Source organism: Mesorhizobium shangrilense (assembly GCF_028826155.1).
In the GTDB taxonomy this organism is placed as follows: domain Bacteria; phylum Pseudomonadota; class Alphaproteobacteria; order Rhizobiales; family Rhizobiaceae; genus Arvimicrobium; species Arvimicrobium flavum.
Map to the genome: position 1 here is coordinate 308682 of NZ_JAQGPN010000001.1, position 17775 is coordinate 326456.

At 66.5% G+C, this 17775-nt stretch carries 20 protein-coding genes; 10 read left to right on the forward strand and 10 right to left on the reverse strand.

Features of this window, described 5'->3' with window-relative positions:
• The first annotated feature begins 115 nt into the window (after positions 1-115).
• A complete protein-coding gene (locus PD284_RS01525; RefSeq protein WP_274626472.1) occupies positions 116-919 on the forward strand; it encodes an undecaprenyl-diphosphate phosphatase in 804 nt (267 codons plus the stop codon).
• 21 nt (positions 920-940) lie between these two features.
• Here the strand turns inward: PD284_RS01525 and PD284_RS01530 are convergent, their stop codons facing one another.
• The 4 genes from PD284_RS01530 to PD284_RS01545 are packed head-to-tail and all read right to left on the reverse strand — an operon-like array spanning position 941 to position 3443.
• A complete protein-coding gene (locus tag PD284_RS01530) occupies positions 941-1282 on the reverse strand; it encodes an XRE family transcriptional regulator (protein ID WP_274626473.1) in 342 nt (113 codons plus the stop codon).
• Positions 1279-1638 (reverse strand): type II toxin-antitoxin system RelE/ParE family toxin, encoded by a 360-nt coding sequence (locus tag PD284_RS01535; RefSeq protein ID WP_274626474.1) that lies wholly within the window; start codon positions 1636-1638, stop codon positions 1279-1281. Before PD284_RS01535 ends, PD284_RS01530 begins: the two co-directional genes overlap by 4 nt.
• Before the next feature lie 57 nt (positions 1639-1695).
• Positions 1696-2517 (reverse strand): sulfite exporter TauE/SafE family protein, encoded by an 822-nt coding sequence (locus PD284_RS01540; RefSeq protein ID WP_338036681.1) that lies wholly within the window; start codon positions 2515-2517, stop codon positions 1696-1698.
• Positions 2469-3443, reverse strand: a complete 975-nt coding sequence (locus PD284_RS01545; RefSeq protein ID WP_274626475.1) for a complex I NDUFA9 subunit family protein — start codon at positions 3441-3443, stop codon at positions 2469-2471. Before PD284_RS01545 ends, PD284_RS01540 begins: the two co-directional genes overlap by 49 nt.
• 245 nt (positions 3444-3688) lie before the next feature.
• Here PD284_RS01545 and PD284_RS01550 point away from each other — a divergent pair, with 245 nt between their 5' ends.
• Genes PD284_RS01550 through PD284_RS01560 form a run of 3 tightly spaced genes read left to right on the forward strand, consistent with a single transcriptional unit; the run spans position 3689 to position 5942 of the window.
• A complete protein-coding gene (locus PD284_RS01550; protein ID WP_274626476.1) occupies positions 3689-4909 on the forward strand; it encodes an ATP-grasp domain-containing protein in 1221 nt (406 codons plus the stop codon).
• Positions 4875-5651, forward strand: a complete 777-nt coding sequence (locus tag PD284_RS01555; RefSeq protein WP_274626477.1) for an esterase family protein — start codon at positions 4875-4877, stop codon at positions 5649-5651. Before PD284_RS01550 ends, PD284_RS01555 begins: the two co-directional genes overlap by 35 nt.
• Before the next feature lie 42 nt (positions 5652-5693).
• Positions 5694-5942: a DUF6074 family protein gene (locus PD284_RS01560; protein WP_274626478.1), complete on the forward strand. Its 249-nt coding sequence runs from the start codon at positions 5694-5696 to the stop codon at positions 5940-5942.
• Between the two features lie 55 nt (positions 5943-5997).
• On the opposite strand, the gene PD284_RS01565 is transcribed toward PD284_RS01560, so the two are convergent.
• A complete protein-coding gene (locus tag PD284_RS01565) occupies positions 5998-7590 on the reverse strand; it encodes a 5-guanidino-2-oxopentanoate decarboxylase (RefSeq protein ID WP_274626479.1) in 1593 nt (530 codons plus the stop codon).
• Positions 7591-7606: 16 nt separating this feature from the next.
• The gene (locus PD284_RS01570; protein ID WP_274630511.1) at positions 7607-8455 is read right to left on the reverse strand and encodes a dimethylarginine dimethylaminohydrolase family protein; all 849 of its coding nucleotides are present in this window, start codon (positions 8453-8455) and stop codon (positions 7607-7609) included.
• Positions 8456-8717: 262 nt separating this feature from the next.
• Between PD284_RS01570 and PD284_RS01575 the strand changes: the two genes are divergently transcribed.
• The 5 genes from PD284_RS01575 to PD284_RS01595 all read left to right on the forward strand — a co-directional run bounded on the left by PD284_RS01575 (position 8718) and on the right by PD284_RS01595 (position 13010).
• The gene (locus tag PD284_RS01575; protein WP_274626480.1) at positions 8718-9530 is read left to right on the forward strand and encodes an ABC transporter ATP-binding protein; all 813 of its coding nucleotides are present in this window, start codon (positions 8718-8720) and stop codon (positions 9528-9530) included.
• Between the two features lie 51 nt (positions 9531-9581).
• On the forward strand, positions 9582-10376 hold the full coding sequence (locus tag PD284_RS01580; protein ID WP_274626481.1) for a transporter substrate-binding domain-containing protein: 795 nt from the start codon (positions 9582-9584) through the stop codon (positions 10374-10376).
• A gap of 118 nt (positions 10377-10494) precedes the next feature.
• Positions 10495-11202: an ABC transporter permease gene (locus PD284_RS01585; protein WP_338036682.1), complete on the forward strand. Its 708-nt coding sequence runs from the start codon at positions 10495-10497 to the stop codon at positions 11200-11202.
• The gene (locus PD284_RS01590) at positions 11202-12011 is read left to right on the forward strand and encodes an ABC transporter permease (RefSeq protein WP_274626482.1); all 810 of its coding nucleotides are present in this window, start codon (positions 11202-11204) and stop codon (positions 12009-12011) included. Before PD284_RS01585 ends, PD284_RS01590 begins: the two co-directional genes overlap by 1 nt.
• A gap of 6 nt (positions 12012-12017) precedes the next feature.
• Positions 12018-13010, forward strand: a complete 993-nt coding sequence (locus tag PD284_RS01595) for an Ldh family oxidoreductase (RefSeq protein ID WP_274626483.1) — start codon at positions 12018-12020, stop codon at positions 13008-13010.
• A gap of 61 nt (positions 13011-13071) precedes the next feature.
• Here the strand turns inward: PD284_RS01595 and PD284_RS01600 are convergent, their stop codons facing one another.
• Entirely contained in the window at positions 13072-13269 is a 198-nt protein-coding gene (locus PD284_RS01600; protein ID WP_274626484.1) for a CsbD family protein, read from the reverse strand.
• A gap of 189 nt (positions 13270-13458) precedes the next feature.
• Between PD284_RS01600 and PD284_RS01605 the strand changes: the two genes are divergently transcribed.
• Positions 13459-13917, forward strand: a complete 459-nt coding sequence (locus PD284_RS01605; RefSeq protein WP_274626485.1) for a DoxX family protein — start codon at positions 13459-13461, stop codon at positions 13915-13917.
• Between the two features lie 45 nt (positions 13918-13962).
• Here PD284_RS01605 and lpdA read toward each other — a convergent pair whose 3' ends face one another.
• The 3 genes from lpdA to PD284_RS01620 are packed head-to-tail and all read right to left on the reverse strand — an operon-like array spanning position 13963 to position 17771.
• Positions 13963-15360, reverse strand: coding sequence for a dihydrolipoyl dehydrogenase (gene lpdA / locus PD284_RS01610; RefSeq protein WP_274626486.1), 1398 nt, complete (start codon positions 15358-15360; stop codon positions 13963-13965).
• A 30-nt stretch (positions 15361-15390) separates the two neighbouring features.
• A complete protein-coding gene (locus PD284_RS01615) occupies positions 15391-16755 on the reverse strand; it encodes a dihydrolipoamide acetyltransferase family protein (RefSeq protein ID WP_274626487.1) in 1365 nt (454 codons plus the stop codon).
• 2 nt (positions 16756-16757) lie between these two features.
• Entirely contained in the window at positions 16758-17771 is a 1014-nt protein-coding gene (locus tag PD284_RS01620) for an alpha-ketoacid dehydrogenase subunit beta (RefSeq protein WP_274626488.1), read from the reverse strand.
• Positions 17772-17775: the final 4 nt, after the last annotated feature.

Genomic DNA, 17775 nt, shown 5'->3' on the forward strand with positions numbered 1-17775 from the left:
GCGCCTGTAGTTCTTGGACGCCCCGATTCCCCGCCGGGCGACAAGCGCCCAGTCCTATAGGGTGAGTTCGCTTCCCTGACAAGAAAGCGCCGCCCCTCCAACCCGCGAACGTTTCATGGACCAGACCATTGTCGAAGCCCTCCTGCTCGGCCTGCTCGAAGGGCTGACCGAGTTCATACCGGTCTCCTCGACCGGGCACATCCTCCTCGCCGGTCACTTCCTGGGCTTCCAGTCCACCGGCAAGGCCTTCGAGGTGCTTATCCAGCTGGGCGCCATACTGGCCATCCTCAGCGTCTATTTCGGACGCCTGTGGCGCATCCTGACGGACCTGCCCCGCGACCAGCGCACCCAGCGCTTCGTGCTCGGCATCCTGATCGCTTTCCTCCCCGCCGCAGTGCTCGGCGCGCTTGGCCACAGCTTCATCAAGACGGTGCTGTTCGAGACGCCCAAGCTCATCTGCATCATGCTGATCATCGGCGGCATCGTGCTGCTGCTCGTCGACCGCATGCCGCTCAAGGCGCGCTACCACGACATCATGGATTTTCCGCTGTCGACCTATCTCAAGATCGGCCTGTTCCAGTGCCTGGCGATGATCCCCGGAACGTCGCGCTCCGGCGCGACCATCGTGGGCTCCATGCTGATGGGCGTGGACAAGCGCGCGGCAGCCGAATTCTCGTTCTTCCTCGCCATGCCGACAATGGCAGGCGCCTTTGCCTACGACCTCTTCAAGAACCGGGACATCCTGTCGGCCACGGACCTGCCGATCATCGCGACCGGCTTCGTCGCCGCCTTCGTGATGGCGGTCATCGTCGTGCGCTACCTGCTCGACTACGTGTCGCGCCACGGCTACGCGCTGTTCGGCTGGTGGCGGCTGGTGGTGGGGACGGTCGGGCTGATCGCGCTGTTCGCGTTTGGGTGAACGGCGTCAGCCCATCCCAGACTATTGCGATTGCCTATCGTCAGTGTCCGCTAGATCGCTGAAATTGGTGATCGTCACTGACGCGTCGGGAAAGCGAGCCGTTATCTCCAGCGTGCCGCCGAGAGCCTCGACGTAGCGCCGCAAGTTACTCACATACATGTCGGCGCGCCGCTCCAGACGGGCTACGGCGGGCTGTCCGACATGGAGATCGCGGGCAAGTTCCTGCTGCGATTTCTCGCGTGCCTGGCGCAGTTCATGCAAAGCCATGTCACCGAGCATCTGCTTGGTGGCCGCGTCGTTCCGCGCGCGGCGCTCAGACGACATGTCCTTGCGCAATTCCTTGAAGGATCGATGTCCGGTCATATCAGTCCTTCCTTCCTGATTTCGATCAGATAGGTGTCGTACAGGCGGTCGGCGGCGGGCAGCACCTTCTCGTAGAAACGATCGTCGCCAGCCTTGTTGCCGCCTATCAGCAGGATGGCAGTGCGGCGAGGGTCGAAGGCATAGAACACCCGGTAGGGATCACCGCCGCTCTGGACGCGAAGTTCCCGCATGTGAGCATGTCGCGAGCCAGTCACGCCCGAAGAGTATGGAAAGGGCAATTGCGGGCCCCTGAACTCCAAAAGGCCGACAACCCGGTCGATATCGTCCTGCACGATCTCGTCCAGGTCCTGATACCAGACGCCAAACTCGTCCGTGAATTCGACAGCCCACCCCATCCGGGCTACAGGTTATGCCTCTGGTGTAATAATTCAAGGGCGCGCGCACCGCTGACCCTAGACCAATCCCATGATCCCCCTGCGCAGCAGATCGAGCGCCAAAAGCGTGATGCCGACGCGGAACCACTTGCGGAAGCTCGACTCGTCGAGGCGGTCGAGCATGCGACTGCCGTAGACCGTGCCGAGATAGCCGCTGACGATCATGGCCCCGATCAGCCAGAGCCAGTCGCGGAAGACGAAGCCGGCCAGCCCGAACACGACGATCTTCAGCGAATGCTGCGCGACCATTGCGGCAGCGTGGGTGGCGACCAGCGCCTTGCGGTCGCCGGCCAGGAATTGCGCCAGGATCGGCGAGACGATCGGTCCCGTCGCGCCGACCATCATGCTCAGCACGGCGACGGCCGCACTTGCTGCGGCAAGCCCGGCGCGGCCGGCGCGCTGGATCCCGGGAATGGTGAACCAGGTGATCAGGATGATGAAGGCGCCAAGCACGATCTTGAGCAGCGCATCGGGCAATTGAACCACGACGAAGGCGCCGGCAATGGCCCCGACAACGCTGCCGAGGATGAACGGGAGGGCGATGTCCATGCGCACATGGGCCCGCTGGTGCCAGGCGCGGCCGCTGTTGGAGCCGAGCTGTACGGCGCCGTGGACCGGAATGAGCGCGGCGACAGGCATGAACAGGCCCATCAGCGCCAGCATGGCGACGCCGCCGCCGACGCCGAACGACGCCGTCAGCGCAGAGGTGAAGAAGCTGGCGACGGCGAGCAGCCCCGCAATCGCCGGGGTGATGCCGTCGGGCAGCAGCGGTGCGATCGTCTCCAGGCGGATCAGGCCTCGTTGCGGCGGGTGAACTGTCCGGCCGGGCGGTAGCTCCAGAGGTAGCCGGGAAGGATCACGTTGGTGGACTGCGCCTGGATGCCGATGCCTTCCAACGTCCGGCCCTCATCGACTGCTGCGTCGGACACCACGTTGTTGCTCCTCAGCAGCGTGACCTGGTCGCGGGTCAGCGGCGGGTTCGGCAACATGCCCAGCAGCATGCCCTGGATCTCGGCGGCGAACCACGGCACGGAGACCAGCATCCGCTTGCGGCCAATCACCTCGAGCATTTCCTCCATCAACTCGCGGAACGTCGACACATCCGGGCCGCCGAGCTCATAGATGCGGCCGCCGTCGACCGTACCGTCGACCGAACGCGCGATCATCTCGGCCACGTCGCCGACGAACACGGGCTGGAAGAGGGTTTCGCCGCCGCCGATCAGCGGCAGGAACGGCGAGTAGCGCGCCATATTGGCAAAGCGGTTGAAGAAGCCGTCCTCAGGCCCGAAGATGATGGAGGGACGCGTGATGACGGCATCGGGGACCGTCTCGAGAACAGCCCGCTCGCCGGCGGCTTTTGTTCGGGCATAGATCGAACGGGAACGCGGGTCCGCACCGAGCGCCGACATGTGGGTCAGCCTGGCGCCTGCGGCGCGCGCCGCCTCGGCGACCGCACGGGCGCCGAAATCTTGCACCGCATTGAAGGTCTGGCGGCCGCTCTGGTGCAGGATGCCGACGAGGTTGATCACATGGTCGGCGCCTTCGACCGCGCGGTCGACTGACCAGCGCACGCGCAGGTTGGCCTGGACCGGCTGGATCTGCCCGACATTGCCGAGCGGCTGCACGTGGCCGGCGAGGTCCGGACGCCGAACGGCAACGCGCACGCGGTAGCCGCGCCGGGCAAGCGCCTGGACGACGTTCCGGCCGACGAAGCCGGAGCCGCCGAACACGGTCACGAGTTTCGGGGTTTCAAGGATCTCGGTCATGGCTACTCGCGGAATCTCCGGGCGTATGGCTTCGCGTCTCCATAGTCGCTTTTTGCGAAGAGGCAAAGCGGCAGACGACATGCCCGGATTCAGGCGTCGGCATACGGCTCACGATGCCACCAGGGAACGTGATCGCTCCCCTCGGCACATCCTCCATCACCCGCGCACTTCCCCTCTTCGCGGAAATTCGCCACACTCCCTGTTGCGAGCACAGGCTTTCATGATGCTGTCGGAGGACCGGCCCCATGAACTTCGTTTTCTTCTCGCCTCATTTCCCGGAGAACGGCGCGGATTTCTGCCGCGGGCTGAAGAAGGCCGGCGCCACGCTGCTCGGCATCGGCGATGCGCATTATGACGCGCTGCCGGCAGTCCTGAAGCAGTCGCTCGACGAGTACTACCGGATCTCCGACATGGAGGAGTACGAGCAGACCTTTCGCGCCATCGGCCATTTCATCCATAAATGGGGCCGCATCGACCGCTTCGAATCGCTCAACGAGCACTGGCTGGAGCTGGAAGCCGGCATCCGTACGGACTTCAACATCTTCGGCACCAAGCTCGACTATGTGCAGAACCTGAAGCGCAAGTCGCGCATGCGCGCCTTCTTCAGGAAGAGCGGGGTGGACATCATCCCGCAGCGCAAGTGCTCCGACCGGGCCGGCGCGCTGACCTTCATCCGCCGCGTCGGGTATCCGGTCGTGGTGAAGCCGGATTCGGGCTCCGGCGCGTCGATGACCTACAAGATCAGCAACCAGAGGGAACTCAACGACTTCCTGGCATCGAAGCCGGCGGACGTCGCCTTCGTCATGGAGCAGTTCATCGACGGGCTGGTCGTCACCTATGACGGGCTGGCAAACCGCGATGGGGAGGTCGTGCTGGCTTCGACCACCCACTACGATCAGAGCGTGATGGACGTCGTGAACACCGACAGCCACATGTCCTATGTCTGCATGCCGACCATCGACCCGAGGATCGAGGACGCCGGCCGCAAGATCCTGAAGGCCTTCGACGTTCGCGAGCGCTTTTTCCATATCGAGCTGTTCCAGACGCGGCGGGACAAGCGCATCATCGCGCTGGAGGTGAACATGAGGCCGCCCGGCGCCTGGATCACCGACGCAATCAACTACAGCTACGACGTCGACGTCTACCAGCTCTGGGCCGACATGGTGGTCAAGGACGCGGCGGCCGAGCGTGCAAAGGGCAAATATTTCACCGCATATGCCAGCCGCAAGGACCACATCCGCTACCGCCACGACCACCAGGCGGTGCTGGCGGCGCATGGCGACGTCATCATCAGGCACCAGCCGATCGAGAAGATCTTCTCCAAGGCGATGGGCAACTTCGCCTATCAGATGCGCTCGAAGAACCTGGCGGACCTGCGCGAAGCCGTCCGCTACATCCACGCGGAAGCTCCAGCCGAAAGCGCCATCGTCCATGCTGACAAGCTACCACAAGACGCACAGCCGTAACCTCGGCCGCGACATGGAGTACAAGCGCTACGGTCATGCCGGGCGGCCGGTGGTCATGTTCCCCACCTCGCAGGGCCGCTTCTTCCAGTACGAGGATACAGGCACGATCGCGGCCATGGCCGAATTCCTCGACAGCGGCCGCATACAGATCTTCACGCTGGATGGGATCGACGACGAATCCTTCTTCAACAAGCAGGCCGACGCTGCCCACCGGATCGGACGTCACGAAGCCTACTTCCGCTACATCCGCGAGGAGGCGATGCCCGAAATCCTCGGGACAGCGGAAGAATCGAACGGCGGCTGGCGGCTGAAGCCGCTGATGGCGGGCTGTTCGATGGGCGGCTTCCACTCGTCCAACTTCGTGTTCAGGTTCCCCGGCGAGGTGTCCGGCGTGATCGCGCTGTCCGGGGTCTACTCGACCCGCGACTTCTTCGGCGACACGCTGGACGGCGACATCTACTTCAACTCGCCGCTCCACTTCCTACGCGGGCTGGACGACGCCGAGATTCTCTCCAGGCTGCGCGGGCTGCGGCTGGTGTTCTGCTGCGGCCAGGGCAAATGGGAAGAGCGGATGCTGGAGGAAACGCACCAGCTCGAGGCAATCCTGCGCAGCCGCAACATCCCGGCCTGGGTCGACTACTGGGGCGCCGACGTCGACCATGATTGGCCGTGGTGGCACAAGCAGCTCGTCTACTTCATGAATCGCTGGCTGGACGACGACCTGCAGCATCGGCTGGCGTGAGATAGTAAGCTTGCGGCAACCATCAGCCGCCACTGTGCCGCCATGGCTCAGTTGATTCCTTTTCCCCTTCGCTCCCGCGTCTCGCTCGCAGATACGATCGCGACCGATCTAGAAACCCTGCATGGTCCCGCCGCGAACGACTACTGGCGCACCACCATTGCCAAGGTCGTCGCCGATTTGCGGCGCATCGGCCTGTCCCAGGACGCCATCCGCGAGGAGGTGCTCGACCTGCAGGACAACGTCCAGGCGGCGCTGCAGAACCGCATGGTCGCCAGCGGCGGTGCGGCTTGAAGTTTCTAGTTTTCACATCCGCGGAAAACCGGCATCCACTTTTCGGCGCGATGCTTTAAGGCACCTCTATCTCGATGACGAACGGCTGGTTCGCCTCCCGCGCCGAACGCAGCGCGGCCGGCAGATCGGCCAGACTTTTCACCCGCTCGGCGGGCAGGCCGTAGGCCGCCGCCACCGCACAGAAGTCCGGCGGCGCGGGCGAGACGCCCACCGGCTCAACCGATGCGCTCCGCATCGAAAGCTCTATCTCGCGATAACCCCTGTTGTTCCACACGACGAAGATCACCGGCGTTCGGGCATCCCGGGCGGCACCGAGTTCGGGCAGCGTGAACTGGAAGCCGCCGTCGCCGGTGAGGCAGACGACCGGCGCATCCGGCGCGGCAAGTGCGGCGCCGATCGCCGCGGGCGCACCGTAGCCGAGCGCACCGTACCCGGTGGCGGCATTGAACCAGCCTCCCGGGCGGTCGTGATCGTAGAACATGTTCGCCGCGTAAACGGGCTGCGTGGAATCGCCGACGATGATGGCGCCCGGCAGTGCGTCGCGGATCATCTCCACAGCCTCCAACTGGACGTCCATGCCGGGCTCGAGCTCGGCGCGCGCGCCGCGCCTCGCCTCGTCCGCGCGGGCAGCGCCATCGGCGCGCTTCACCGAGTTCCGGCGCACGCTCTCGCGCATGGACTGGACGACGCGCCGCAACGCCCGCGCTGCATCCGCCTCGATGGCAACGGTCGCCGGCCTGCGCCTGAGCTGGCCGTCGTCGATGTCGATGCGCACCAGCTTTGGCGGCAGGACGAAGCCGCCGTTGGCGTAGATGTCGTAGTCGGTGGGACCAAACTCCGTGCCGACCGCGATCACGAGATCCGAATCCGCCATCAGCTTGCGGACCGCGGGCAGGCTGGGGCTCGCCGGAACGCCTAGCGGATGGCGGTGCAGGAGGCCACGCGCATTGATGGTGGTGACCACCGGGGCGTGGAGGAGTTCGGCCAATTCACCAAGCTCCGCCTCCGCCCTCCTGGCGCCGCCTCCGGCCAGGATCAGCGGGCGTTCGGCAGCCGCGGCCAGTCTCGCGGCGTCGAGGATCGGCTGCTCCATCATGCGCAGGTCGTCCGTCCAGGCGCGCGGCTCCTGCGGCGCTGCTGAAGGCAGCCGCATCACGTCGAGCGGCACTTCGATGTGGACCGGTCCGGGCCGGCCAACCGCAAGGCGCGCAAAGGCCTCGTCGATGGCCGGCGCAAGCTGCTCCGGGCGCTCGATCCGGGTCGACGTCAGCGCGACCTTCTGCATCATGCCGCGCTGGTCCGGCAGCTCGTGCAGGAAGCCAAGTCCCTTGCCGAGGCTCGCCAGTGCGTTGACGCCGGAGATGACCAGCATCGGCACCGAATCGGCGCGCGCCTGCGCCATGGCGGTGATCGTATTGGTCAGCCCCGGGCCGGTGATGACGAAGGCGACGCCGGGCTTGCCGGAGACGCGCGCATAGCCGTCCGCCATGAAGCCCGCGCCCTGCTCGTGCCGCGGCGTGATGTGGCGGATGCTCGAACCGGCGAGGCCGCGGTAGAGCTCGACCGTATGGACGCCCGGAATGCCGAAGACGATCTCGACGCCGTTGGCCTCGAGCAGGCGGACGAGCGATTCGCCGACGGTGGTCATCTGGGGCTCCTGCTTTTCATCCCCTCAGAACCGGTCGGGTCAGGCAGGTCGGCCCGCCCTCGCAGGCAATGCAGAGCGCGTCGGCCTCGAAGGTCCGCACCGAGCAACCGGCAGCCTCCATCGCCGCCTTGGTCCTCGGGAAGCCGGCGACCGCGATCACCTGCCGCGGCGCAGTGGGCAGCACGTTGAGGCTGAGGCCGTGGGAGGCGGCAAACTCGCCGGCATCGCCTTCGACGAGCTTGATGCCGTGCGCCTTGAGCATCTCGTGGAAGGCGACCGGCAGCAGCGGGGCGTAGACCAGCGCCAGGTCGTCGGCCAGCGGGCTGATGACGGACATCAGGTGGAGGCACGCTTCCTCGCCCTGCCAGAGCGGCAGGTCGAAGCCATAGACGGAGACGCCCTTCGGGCCGAGCAGATTGGCGAGCTGCTGGATGCCGTCCTGGTTGGTGCGCACGCCGCGGCCCAGGGCGAGCGTGCGGGCATCGATCCAGACGCAGTCGCCGCCCTCCACCTGCCCCGGCGCCGCGATGCGGCCGAGGACGGGGATGCCGAGCCTCGCATAGGCCGCTTCGTGCAGGTCCGGCTCGGGCTCGCGCAACGCCTTGCCCATGCGCAGGATGACCGCGCCGAAATCGGTCATCAGGGACGAATCGTGGGTGAAGACGGCGTCGGCCAGCCCGTCCGATCCCTGGTCCAGCCACACAATCTCCGCGCCGGAGGCGGCGACCATGCGCGCCAGCTCCTCGTGCTGGCGGGCGGCGCGCGCGTCGTCGAAGCCCGGCCCGTAGTGCCATCGCTTCGCGTCCGCGCCCTTCATCGCCCCTGCGGCCGAACACATCAGCACGCGCCGGAGCGGGGCGGCCATCGACTGCGCGCCGTATTTCCTGCCGAGTTCGGTGTCCAATGCAGCGTCCTCCCGGTGGATGGCGTCCAGCCTAGCCTTGCGGCGGCCAGCCGGGCAAGGCCACCGCCGCCACAGCGCGCGAGCCGGCCGCCGGGAGGGGCGGGTTGACGCCGGCGCGGCAGGCGGTCCATGTTGGACGCAGGGGCACATTTCCGCGTGACGGGCGAATGGGACCACAGCTGCAATACAGGCGTGCCGGGCAGCGCTTCGCGGAGCGCGGGAAGTGAGGACGCCTGCCGCCATACCGGTGTCGGCAAGTGCCACCGGTGGCGCGGCGGAAGCCATCCACGTCGAGGACCTGCACAAGACGTTCGGCCAGCTCCATGTGCTGAAAGGCGTCTCGCTGTCGGCGAAAGACGGCGAGGTGGTCGCCATCATCGGCGGCAGCGGCTCGGGCAAGTCGACCCTTCTCCGATGCATCAACTGCCTGGAGAACCCGACCAGCGGCATCATCCGCGTCAACGGCGAAGAGATCCGCCTGAAGCCTGACAGCCACGGCAACAGCGTGCCGGCCGATCGCAGGCAGATCGAACGCATCCGCTCCCGGCTCGGCATGGTGTTCCAGAGCTTCAACCTGTGGAGCCACATGACGCTGATCGAGAACGTCATCGAGGTGCCTATCCACGTGCTGGGCGTGCAGCGAAGCGAGGCGATCGCCGTCGCCGAGGCATTGCTCAGTCGCGTCGGGCTCGCCGAGAAGCGCAACGTCTATCCGGCGTTCCTCTCCGGAGGCCAGCAGCAGCGCGGCGCCATCGCACGCGCACTCGCCGTGCAGCCGCGCGTGATGCTGTTCGACGAGCCGACCTCGGCGCTCGACCCGGAGCTCGTCGGCGAGGTCCTGCGGGTCATCGCCGACCTGGCCGCCGAAGGCCGCACGATGATCCTGGTCACGCACGAGATGAAGTTCGCCCGCAAGGTCGCGAACCATGTCGTCTACCTGCACAACGGGCTGGTCGAGGAGGAAGGCCCGCCGGAGCAGATTTTTGGCGATCCGAAGTCGGAACGCCTGAAGCAGTTTCTCCGCAACATCCACTGAGATGGGCGGAGGGAAGGGGAAAATACAAAGCAAAAACAACGGGAGATCAGCATGAGAAAGACACTGGCAATCGCTGCCACTGCGCTCGGCCTCGCACTCGCAACAATGGCTGCCGCTCAGGCGCAGCAGGTCAAGGTAGGCTTCTCGCCGGAAGCATATCCGCCGTTCTACGAGCAGGATTCCTCGGGCAACTGGGGCGGCTGGGAAGTCGAGATGGTCAACGCCATCTGCGCGGAGGCAAAGCTCGAATGCACGCTGACGCCGATCCCGTGGGACGGCCTCATCCCGGCGCTCACCAGCAAGAAGATCGACGCCATCATGAACTCGATGTCGATCACCGAGGAGCGCAAGAAGACGATCGACTTCTCCGACAAGTATTACAACACGCCGACCGCCATCATCGGGCCCAAGGACAAGACCTTCGGCGCGTCGCCTGCCGATATCAAGGGCAAGGTCCTCGGCGTGCAGGTCTCCACCACCCACGCCGCCTACGCCAAGAAGCACTTCGGCGATGCAGCCGAGATCAAGGAGTACCAGACCCAGGACGAGGCCAACCAGGACCTGATCGCCGGCCGCATCGACGCGACGCAGGCCGACTCCATCGCGCTCGACGCCTTCCTGAAGTCCGACCAGGGCAAGGCGTGCTGCGACCTCAAGGGCTATGTCGCGCCGGACGACGAAGTGCTGGGACCGGGCGTCGGCGCAGGCGTGCGCAAGGACGACGCCGAGCTCAAGGACAAGATCAACGCCGCGATCAAGGCGCTCCGCGACAACGGCAAGTATGGCGAGATCACCAAGAAGTACTTCGACTTCGACGTCTACGGCACGGGCGCGCAGGTGAACTGACCGGCTCTGCCCTGATGCAGCCGCGCCGCGCAGGCGCGGCTGCCGCACGACACGTCGTATCCTGTCGCGGGAGAGCGCACTGAACGAACTCCTCATCGCCTCCTTCGGCGCCAGCACGCTGGAGCTTCTTTCGCTCTCGGCGCCGGGCTGGGGCGTGAACCTGTTGCAGGGGCTGGCGAATTCGATCCAGATTGCCGCCGGCGCATTCGGGCTCGGCCTGATGATCGGCATCTGCGGCGCCTGGGGCAAGCTCTATGGCGGGCCGGTGGTGCGCGACCTGCTCGAGGTCTACACCACCGTGGTGCGCGCCGTCCCCGAACTGGTGCTGATCCTGATCCTCTATTTCGCCGGCACCGACCTCATCAACCGGCTGCTGGGGGCGTTCGGCTACCCGCCGACGGACATCAATGGCCTCGTCGCCGGCATCTGCGTGCTCGGCGTCGTGCAGGGCGCCTATTCGACCGAGGTGTTGCGCGGCGCGATCCAGGCCATTCCGCAAGGGCAGATCGAGGCGGCGCGCGCCTTCGGCATGTCGCCCGGACTTATGCTGCGGCGCATCACCCTGCCGGCGATGCTGCCCTTCGCCATCCCCGGCCTCGCCAATCTCTGGCTGATCGCCACCAAGGACACCGCGCTGCTGGCCATCGTCGGCTTCACCGAACTCACCCAGACGACGCGGCAGGCGGCCGGCACCACCAAGGCCTACTTCACGTTCTTCATGGCTGCCGGCGTGCTCTATCTCGCGCTGACGCTGGTCTCCAACGTCGTCATCGCCCGCATCGAGCGCCGCTCGCGCCGCGGCATGCCCCCTGTGGGAGCACACTGATGGCGGTGGTGGCGATCAACCGCACGACCTGGCAGCGCACGCTCGGCTGGCTGCAGCCGCACCGCGTCGTGCTAATCGGGATCGCGGCAGCGCTGGTGCTGTCGGCGGCCTTCTTCATGCGGTGGGACTGGCTTCCAGACTTTCTCGGCCTCGCGCTGCAGGGGCTGTGGCGCACGATCTGGCTGCTCATCGTCACCTGCACGCTCGGTTTGATGCTCGCCATCCCGATCGGCCTCGTGCAGGTCACCGGCCCCTGGTATCTCAGCCTGCCCGCCAAGGCGTTCTGCACGATCATCCGCGGCACGCCGCTGCTGCTCCAGCTGTGGCTGCTTTATTTCGGCCTGGGATCGCTGTTCCCGCAGTTTCCCTGGATCCGCGATTCCTTCCTGTGGCCGATCCTGCGCCAGGCTTGGCCCTACGGTGTTCTGGCGCTGACGCTCTCCTATGCCGGCTACGAGGGCGAGGTGATGCGCGGCGCCTTCGCCGGCGTGGCGAGGGGCCAGCTGGAGGCGGCGCGCGCCTTCGGCATGAGCCGCTGGAAGATCTTTCGGCGCGTCTGGCTGCCGCAGGCGCTGCACCGCGCTTTGCCGACACTGGCCGGAGAGACGGTGCTGCAACTCAAGGCGACGCCGCTGGTGGCGACGATCACCATGGTGGACATCTATTCGGTGGCCTCGCGGGTCCGGCAGGAGACGTTCATCACCTACGAGCCGCTGCTGCTGCTCGCGCTGGTCTATCTGACGATCACCGGTATCCTGGTCTTCGCGTTCCGCAAGCTCGAGGCGCGGATCCCGCAGCGCCTGGGGTAGGCCGAAATGGACGACACGATCGAACTGACACTCGCCGAGGCGATCGCGCTCTGCGCAGACGCCGCGATCCGGGCCGGGGCGCGCGAGGACACCGCGCTTGCCCTTGCGCGATCGGCAGTCGCGGCAGAGGCCGAAAGCCAGCCCAATGTCGGGCTCGCCCACTTCGTCGACTATCTCGAGGCCATCGCCGCGGGCCGCATCGACGGACAGGCGCTGCCTGCGATCACACGGCCTGCGCCCACGATGATCGCATCCGATGCCAACGGCGGCGCGGCGCACACCGGCTTCGACGCGTGCTTCGAAGAGATCGTCCGCACGGCGGGGGATCTCGGCATGGCGCTGTTCAGCCAGAGGAATTCCTACACCTGCGGGGCGCTGGGCTATTTCACGGGCCGCCTGGCGGATGGCGGGCTGCTTGCGATCGCCGCGACGAACGGACCGGCGCTGATGGCCGGCTCGGGCGGGACGAAACGCGTGTTCTGCACCAACCCGCTCGCCTTCTCCGCACCTGCGACGGGTGGACCGCCGTTGACCATCGACCAGGCCTCCAGCGCGACGGCCTTCGTGAACATACGCAAGGCCGCGCGAGATGGACGCGCCATTCCCGAAGGCTGGGCGCTCGATGCCGCCGGCAATCCGACCACCGACGCGGCGGCAGCCGTGAAGGGGGCGCTGCTCGCCTTCGGCGGCGCACGCGGCGCCAACATCGCCCTGATGGTCGAGGTGCTCTCGGCGGGCCTGACCGGCGCCAACTGGTCGGCTGATGCGCCGCCTTTCACCACAGGCGCGCAGAGCCCCGGAACCGGCATGCTGGTGATCGCGATCCGGCCGGACCTGATCGACCCGGATTTTTCCGGGCGCCTTCAAAAGTATCTCGGGCGGCTCGAACGGGAGTACGGCGTTCACGTCCCGGGGCGTACCAAAGCCGCAGCCCGTGCGCAGGCCGCCAAGGATGGGATCTCAATTCCGCGCGCCCTGTTTGGGCGTCTGTCCCGCTGAACCAAATCGGCAAAGAAAAACCCCGCCGAAGCGGGGCCTTCCTGATGCCTGAGACGGCGATCTAGTGGCGCGACAGCCAGTCGTCGATGTCCCGCTCGGCGTCGTCTGCGACCTTGCCGTAGCGCGCCTGGATACGGCCTGCGAGTTCCTTGCGCTGGCCGGCGATCACATCGAGATCGTCATTGGTGAGCTTACCCCACTGGGTCTGGACCTTGCCCTTGAACTGCTCCCAATTTCCTTCGACCTGGTTCCAATTCATGTGGTTTCTCCTTTCAGTTGAACTCTCCCCCAGCCAACGCGGCAAATCCGCAATCGGTTCCCCTGTTTGACGAGAGTCGAAGGCCGGCGCTCGCGGCGTGGGTCGCCGGCGGCCATAAACATTTCTTGATTTGACCCTTCGGCCTCCGGCGAGTCTGTGCGGTGCAGCATAAATGGAGCCCCCCAACGCATGACCTCTTCGAAGACCGCCTCCGCGCCGCAGCGACGCCTCATCATCCCGCCGCTGCGCTGCGTCTATGCAAACTTCCACGACATCGCCGAAACGGTGCTGCGCGTCGTCGCCGGCCTGGCTCTCGTCACCCATGGCTGGGGCAAGATCCAGAACCCGTTCGGGGCGGCCGGCATGGTCGAGGGCTTGGGGTTCTATCCTGGCGTATTCTGGTCGCCGCTGCTGGCCGCCACTGAATTCTTCGGCGGCATCCTGATCGCCATTGGCTTGCTGACCCGGCCAGCCTCCTTCGCAGCGATGATCGTGCTGCTGGTCACGGTCTACTTCCACTGGATCGTGCGGGCCGAGGGATTCGCGGGCGCAGAGAAGTCGATCCTCTGGGCCGCCATCTTCCTGTTCTTCGCGGTGCGCGGCGGCAACCGGCAGTCGGTGGACGCAAAGCTCGGCCGGGAATTCTAGACCAGCCTCTTTACACCGCGACGGGCGGCGCGATTGCGGCGCCCGTCAGATGTGAAGCGCGTGCCCCAGCGCCTTCAGGGCGGCTTCCTGGAAGGACTCGCCCTGCGTCGGGTGCGCATGGATGGTGCCGGCGATGTCTTCGAGACGCGCGCCCATCTCCACCGCCAGACCGAAGGCGGTCGAAAGCTCGGAAATGCCGCGGCCGACCCCCTGGATGCCCAGCACCAGATGGTTGTCGGCGCGCGCGACGACCCGCACGAAACCGTCCTCGGCGAGCATCGTCATGGCGCGGCCGTTGGCTGAGAAGGGGAACAGGCCGACCTTGATCTCGACGCCGCCCTTCTTTGCCTCGTCGGGCGAAAGACCCACCGTCACGACCTCCGGATCGGTGAAGCACACCGCCGGGATGCCGCGCTTGTCCCAGCTGCGCTTGTGGCCCGCCACGATCTCGGCGACCATTTCGCCCTGCGCCATGGCGCGGTGGGCCAGCATGGGCTCGCCGGTGACGTCCCCGATCGCGTAGACGCCGCGCATCGAGGTGCGGCACTGATCGTCGATCTTGAGGAAGCGGCCGCTCATGTCGAGCGCCAGCTCCTCGCGGCCCCAGCCCTCGGTGACCGGCTTGCGGCCGACGGTGACCAGGATCTTGTCCGCCTTGAGGCGACGCGCCTCGCCGTCCGCGTCATCGACGATCAACTGTTCGGACTTGCCGTCGAATTCGCGCACCCTGGCGCCGAGCAGGACCTCGATGCCCAGCGCGCCGAGGCGCTTGGCAACCGGCTTGGTCAGCTCCGCGTCATAGAGCGGCAGAATGCGGTCCAGCGCCTCGACCACCGTCACCTTCGATCCCATCTTGGCGAAGGCCATGCCGAGCTCCAGGCCGATGTAACCCGCCCCAACCACGGCGAGGCTTGCCGGAACCGAAGGGAGCGAAAGCGCCTCGGTGGACGAGATCACCCTGCCGCCAAACGGCACCGAGGGCAGCGCGACCGGTTCGGAGCCTGTGGCGATGACGATGTTCTCCGCCCGCACCACCTGCTCGCCGGTCTCGGTCTCAACGACGACCGTCTTGCCGTCGCGGAAGCGCGCCTGGCCGCTCAGCATTTTTACGCGCTGTTTCTTGAGCAGGCCCGAGACGCCCGTCGTCAGGCGGCCGACGATCCGGTCCTTCCACGCGACGGTCTTGGCGAGATCGATCGCCGGGTTGGCGACCGTGATGCCGAGATGTCCCTGCGCATCCGCCATGTGGGTGGCGGTCTCGAACTCCTCCGCCGCATGGATGAGCGCCTTGGACGGGATGCAGCCGATGGTGAGGCAGGTGCCGCCGGGCTTCTTCGACTCGACGATGACGGTGTCGACCCCGAGTTGGCCGGCGCGGATCGCGCACACGTAGCCGCCCGGTCCGGCCCCGATGACGAGGAGCTTGCAGGAGATGTCTTTCATGCGGCGTACTCCGGCTTGCCCTTTATCACGTCAATCCACGAAGATCAGCGCCGGCGTCTCCAGCAGGGCCTTGATGCGCTGGACGAAGACGGCCGCGTCCCAGCCGTCGATGACGCGATGGTCGAAGCTGGACGACAGGTTCATCATCTTGCGAGGGATGAACTGCCGGCCGTCCCAGACGGGCCGCACCATCATCTTGTTGACGCCGACGATGGCGACTTCCGGATAGTTGATCACCGGCGTCGTCGCGACGCCGCCCATGGCGCCGAGCGAGGTGATGGTGATGGTCGAGCCCGAAAGCTCGTCGCGCGTGGCGCTGCCCGACTTCGCCGCTTCGGCGAGGCGGTTGACCTCGGCGGCGCAATCCCACAGGTCGCGGGCCTCGGCGTGTTTTACAACCGGAACAACCAGCCCGGTCGGCGTTTGAGCGGCGATGCCGATGTGCACGCCGCCGTGGCGGTGGATGACGCCCGCGTCGTCGTCGTAGAGGGCGTTGAGCTGTGGCTGCTCCGCTATGGCCTTGACCATCGCCCGCATCAGGAACGGCAGCATCGTCAGCTTCGGGCGATCGGCAGACTTGGTCTGGTTGAGCTTGGCGCGCAGTTCTTCAAGTTCTGTGACGTCGATCTCCTCGACATAGGTGATGTGCGGGATGCGCGACTTGGCCAGCGCCATCTTCTCCGCGATCTTGCGGCGCAGCCCGACGACCTTGATGTCCTCGACCGTCTCGTTGCGGGCGAGACCGGGGCCGCGCTGCATCTCCGGCCCGCGGGAGAGGAAGGCGTCGAGATCCTCGTGCGTGATGCGGCCCGCGCCGCCGCTGGCCGGCACCTGGCGCAGGTCGATGCCCGCCTCCCTGGCCCGGAGCCGCACCGCCGGCGAGGCAAGCGGCTTCTCGCCTTGCGGGCGGGAAGCGTAGACGGTCTGGGAAGCGGACGCCGGTTGACCCCCACCCCTGACCCCTCCCCTCAAGGGGGAGGGGGATTCCGGCGTCGCCCTGCCCACCACGCGGCCGCTCGTTTCAACAGCGTCGGCGGCAGACTGCTCCCTGGACGGAGCTGGCGCGTGTTCCCCTCCCCCTTGTGGGGAGGGGCTAGGGGTGGGGGTGGGGGCGCTCGTCTCAGTCTCCGCGCCTGCCGCAACGTTGCCCTCGCCCTGAACCTTGAGCCGGATGATCGGCGAGCCGACGGGAACCGTGTCGCCGACCTCGGCGCCCAGCCAGATCACCTCGCCGTCGACCGGCGAGGGAATCTCGACGGTCGCCTTGTCGGTCATGACGGCGGCAAGCACCGCATCCTCGCGGATGAGGTCGCCGACCTTGACGTGCCATTCGACGAGCTCGGCCTCGGCGACGCCCTCGCCCACGTCGGGCAGCTTGATGACATGCTCGCCCATCCTCAGGCCTCCATCGTCGCGGTCATTGCCTGGCCCAGGCGCGCGGGCCCCGGGAAGTAGTCCCATTCCTGCGCATGCGGATAAGGCGTGTCCCATCCGGTGACGCGGGCGACGGGCGCCTCGAGGCTGTAGAAGCAATGGTGCTGGACGAGCGCCGCAAGCTCGGCGCCGAAGCCGGAGGTGTGGGTGGCCTCGTGCACCACGACGCAGCGGCCGGTCTTGTTGACGGAGGTCACGATGGCATCGAGGTCGAGTGGCAGCAGCGAGCGCAGGTCGATGATCTCGGCGTCGATGCCTGTTTCGTCCGCCGCGGCCTCCGCGACATAAACCATGGTGCCGTAGGCGAGGATGGTCATCTCCGACCCGGTACGGCGGACGGCCGCCTTGCCGAGCGGAATGCTGTAGTGGCCTGCCGGCACCTCGCCCAGCTCGTGCTTCGACCACGGTGTCACCGGGCGCTCGTGGTGGCCGTCGAACGGGCCGTTGTAGAGCCGCTTCGGCTCCAGGAAGATCACCGGGTCCGGGTCCTCGATCGAGGCGATCAGCAGCCCCTTGGCGTCATGCGGATTGGAGGGGACGACCACCTTCAGTCCCGACACGTGGGTAAACAGCGCCTCGGGGCTCTGGCTGTGCGTCTGCCCGCCGAAGATGCCGCCGCCCGTCGGCATGCGGATCACGATCGGACAGGTGAACTGACCGTTCGAGCGATAGCGCAGCCGCGCCGCCTCGGAGACGATCTGGTCATAGGCGGGATAGACGTAGTCCGCGAACTGCACCTCGACACAGGGGCGCAGTCCATAGGCGGCCATGCCGATCGCGGTGCCGACGATGCCCAACTCGCTGATTGGCGCGTCGAAGCAGCGGGTGGTGCCGTATTTCTGCTGCAGGCCCTGCGTGCAGCGGAAGACGCCGCCGAAATAGCCGACGTCCTCGCCGAAGACGACGACGTTGTCATCGCGCCCCATGGAGACGTCCATCGCCTCCCGGATCGCCTCGATCATTGTCTTGCGCGGCATCTGC

Bases quoted from the DNA above. Each gene is read 5' to 3' on its own strand.
- PD284_RS01570 (WP_274630511.1), bottom strand. From the start codon at position 8,455: ATGGCCGCCCCGCTCCGGCGCGTGCTGATGTGTTCGGCCGCAGGGGCG.
- PD284_RS01560 (WP_274626478.1), top strand. From the start codon at position 5,694: ATGGCTCAGTTGATTCCTTTTCCCCTTCGCTCCCGCGTCTCGCTCGCA.
- PD284_RS01525 (WP_274626472.1), top strand. From the start codon at position 116: ATGGACCAGACCATTGTCGAAGCCCTCCTGCTCGGCCTGCTCGAAGGG.
- PD284_RS01580 (WP_274626481.1), top strand. From the start codon at position 9,582: ATGAGAAAGACACTGGCAATCGCTGCCACTGCGCTCGGCCTCGCACTC.
- PD284_RS01615 (WP_274626487.1), bottom strand. From the start codon at position 16,755: ATGGGCGAGCATGTCATCAAGCTGCCCGACGTGGGCGAGGGCGTCGCC.
- PD284_RS01545 (WP_274626475.1), bottom strand. From the start codon at position 3,443: ATGACCGAGATCCTTGAAACCCCGAAACTCGTGACCGTGTTCGGCGGC.
- PD284_RS01600 (WP_274626484.1), bottom strand. From the start codon at position 13,269: ATGAATTGGAACCAGGTCGAAGGAAATTGGGAGCAGTTCAAGGGCAAG.
- PD284_RS01590 (WP_274626482.1), top strand. From the start codon at position 11,202: ATGGCGGTGGTGGCGATCAACCGCACGACCTGGCAGCGCACGCTCGGC.
- PD284_RS01555 (WP_274626477.1), top strand. From the start codon at position 4,875: ATGCTGACAAGCTACCACAAGACGCACAGCCGTAACCTCGGCCGCGAC.
- PD284_RS01530 (WP_274626473.1), bottom strand. From the start codon at position 1,282: ATGACCGGACATCGATCCTTCAAGGAATTGCGCAAGGACATGTCGTCT.
- PD284_RS01565 (WP_274626479.1), bottom strand. From the start codon at position 7,590: ATGACCACCGTCGGCGAATCGCTCGTCCGCCTGCTCGAGGCCAACGGC.
- lpdA (WP_274626486.1), bottom strand. From the start codon at position 15,360: ATGAAAGACATCTCCTGCAAGCTCCTCGTCATCGGGGCCGGACCGGGC.
- PD284_RS01595 (WP_274626483.1), top strand. From the start codon at position 12,018: ATGGACGACACGATCGAACTGACACTCGCCGAGGCGATCGCGCTCTGC.
- PD284_RS01605 (WP_274626485.1), top strand. From the start codon at position 13,459: ATGACCTCTTCGAAGACCGCCTCCGCGCCGCAGCGACGCCTCATCATC.
- PD284_RS01620 (WP_274626488.1), bottom strand. From the start codon at position 17,771: ATGCCGCGCAAGACAATGATCGAGGCGATCCGGGAGGCGATGGACGTC.
- PD284_RS01535 (WP_274626474.1), bottom strand. From the start codon at position 1,638: ATGGGGTGGGCTGTCGAATTCACGGACGAGTTTGGCGTCTGGTATCAG.
- PD284_RS01550 (WP_274626476.1), top strand. From the start codon at position 3,689: ATGAACTTCGTTTTCTTCTCGCCTCATTTCCCGGAGAACGGCGCGGAT.